General features: G+C 45.6%; 1 protein-coding gene. It reads right to left on the reverse strand.

Features of this window, described 5'->3' with window-relative positions:
• Positions 1-118 precede the first annotated feature (118 nt).
• The gene (locus LKD70_RS18320; RefSeq protein ID WP_407691003.1) at positions 119-2,125 is read right to left on the reverse strand and encodes a plasmid pRiA4b ORF-3 family protein; all 2,007 of its coding nucleotides are present in this window, start codon (positions 2,123-2,125) and stop codon (positions 119-121) included.
• Positions 2,126-2,285 lie beyond the last annotated feature (160 nt).

Consider the following 2,285-nt stretch of genomic DNA (forward strand, 5'->3'; position numbering starts at 1 on the left):
GGTGTGCCACAATCATTATAAGGAGAACTTTAACGGCTGGTACAGCCAACCGGTAAGATGGTACAGAATTAGCGGCAGGGTGGTACAGTTAAACCGTGCAGTGTGTCACGAGCGACCGTTATTTACACATCCGCAGGGCAGATGTGTTTTCAAAGGCAGCGTCGTCTGCCATCCGGATATCCCACGGAGATATTTTCTTTATTGCCGCATATTCTGTCCGGCTTCGCCCCTTTAACATGGGGACAGGGAAAACAAGCATGACGCCGGAAACAGCCTCCCATAATTCACAGGTCAGATCCAGCGGTTTCTCATCCAGATTCAATGCACTGATACTGTCAAAAATTTCTTTCAGAGTACAGCCGTCCATTATCCCATGAGAAATATCCGTGAGAAGCTCCTCCGCAAACGGTACAGGAAGACGCAGGGAACCGGTCAGGCTTGAGTACAGTGATTCCAGCTCCGGATAGACATAAAGCGGAGTCTTTGCGTTTGCGTACAGTTCATTTTGGGTAAAGATCCTGTAGTCCATCCCTTCCGAATACTTGGTCATATCCTGAAAGATCCGTCTCGGATCCAGCCCGTCCATTACCGCAAAACAGGTGCCGTCTGCCAGATAAACGGTCTGAAGCATATTGTTAAAGCGAGCGTGCCAGTAAAGGAACCGGAAAAAATCTGCCTCCTCCGGATTTTCCTGATTAATTTTGCAAAACAGTGTATGCATGCTGTGTATTTCTATCATTCCATATGACAGAATCATTTCACCCAGCTTATCGGACAAGCTCCGGATATGTCTGTAGCGTTCCCTGGTCTCTTTGGGCGTGACAGCTGGGAACAGATTTTCCCCATCAGCTGCCAGTTCCAGGACTGCCGCAGCGCCTTCTGTCTCATCCGGGATATTTACATGCATAATTCCCAGCGCCAGAGCTTTTATAACCGTATCCAGATCCTTCCCGCTGAATTTGATCTCTTTCCTGTTCAGATTTCGCAGGTACTTTAGTTCTTTCCACTCATCCTCAAAGAATACATACATCAGGTACTCAGGATGCTCCCGGAAAGTATTTGCCAGCGTCCCTGCCAGCTTCTCCTTTCCCCATGAGTAGACGACGGGAATCTGAAGATATTTGCAATAGTCCTTCAGTTCCTGTTCACTAAGATCCAGTAAAAGCTGTTCGTTCGTCCGGCTCCCTCTTACACATTTCAGTGTTTTTGCACCTGCTCTGTCAGCAAACTTTTTCCAGGCGTTCACTTTCTCGGCCATAGGAGAGATCTCATGCGCTTTTTGCAGTTGTTCTGTTCTCATGGATTCCAGATCCTGACTAAAGAAGTCCTCGACCTTTTTTAATGTATCCTGAAGTTTAGCCTGCAGAGCGTTCAGATCCTCCAGCTTCGCTGCCAGGTCATCCCTCCTAGGGAAATTCATTCTCCTCAGCTTGTCTTTTACTTTTTCCGCATCTAAAGGCCGTCTGTTTTCAGGTGTATCTCCAAACCAGACTCCGCCTGTATCCTCCTCAAAATTGTCCCCTTTTACTTTCAGCAGAACAGGACTTCTTCCGGAATATTCGGGATCTTCTTTCTCAAATGTAATCTTATGGATCCAGTCATCCCCGAAGTCATATGTATAGCGGAAACTTTTCTGCCCCAAAATGAATTGTTCCAGAAGTGTCTCTGTTTCTTCATAATCATACTCTGACCAGTCGTCGTCATTCTGCCCGATTTGAATACGCTGTGAAGGAATTGAAAATGAATGAAGATGCTCATCATCCCATCCGAACACTGTCTGTATAACTCTGTGAAGATCATAAAATGTAATCTTTTCCGGCACAAGCACTCTGCGCCAAACCGGAGGATGCGAATCCTCCAGCATTATTTTAAATACATAGCCTGGCATTTTGCTTACGTCCTTTCCTGCAGCTTTCTGATATGATTCTAACACAGGGGAACTTTGGAGGACAAGGTGTGTTTTTCCGTCAGAAGCGACAAAATCAACTTCAGAGGAATCGATTTTCCCCACTGTTTTTGTATCGATTTTCCGTCCGTCAGAAGTCATTGTGTCCGCTATCTTCTTAGATGAAAGCGGGCTTCCGATGTTGTCAAACACAAACCTCAGGACACTTTTAAGCATCATGGTATCTGTAATTTTCTTTCGGTTTACGATATCCTTGTATATTTCAGATAAATTGACCATCCTTCACGGTCAATCTGATCACCTTTCACGGAGATTCAGATCACTGATCTCGGAGAGGTATGGTCGGTGATCAAAGTCATTCTTATAATGATGATGGCAC

Origin of the sequence: Ruminococcus turbiniformis (genome assembly GCF_020687545.1) — a bacterium.
GTDB classification, from domain to species: domain Bacteria; phylum Bacillota; class Clostridia; order Lachnospirales; family Lachnospiraceae; genus Mediterraneibacter; species Mediterraneibacter turbiniformis.

Bases quoted from the DNA above. Each gene is read 5' to 3' on its own strand.
- LKD70_RS18320 (WP_407691003.1), bottom strand. From the start codon at position 2,125: ATGATGCTTAAAAGTGTCCTGAGGTTTGTGTTTGACAACATCGGAAGC.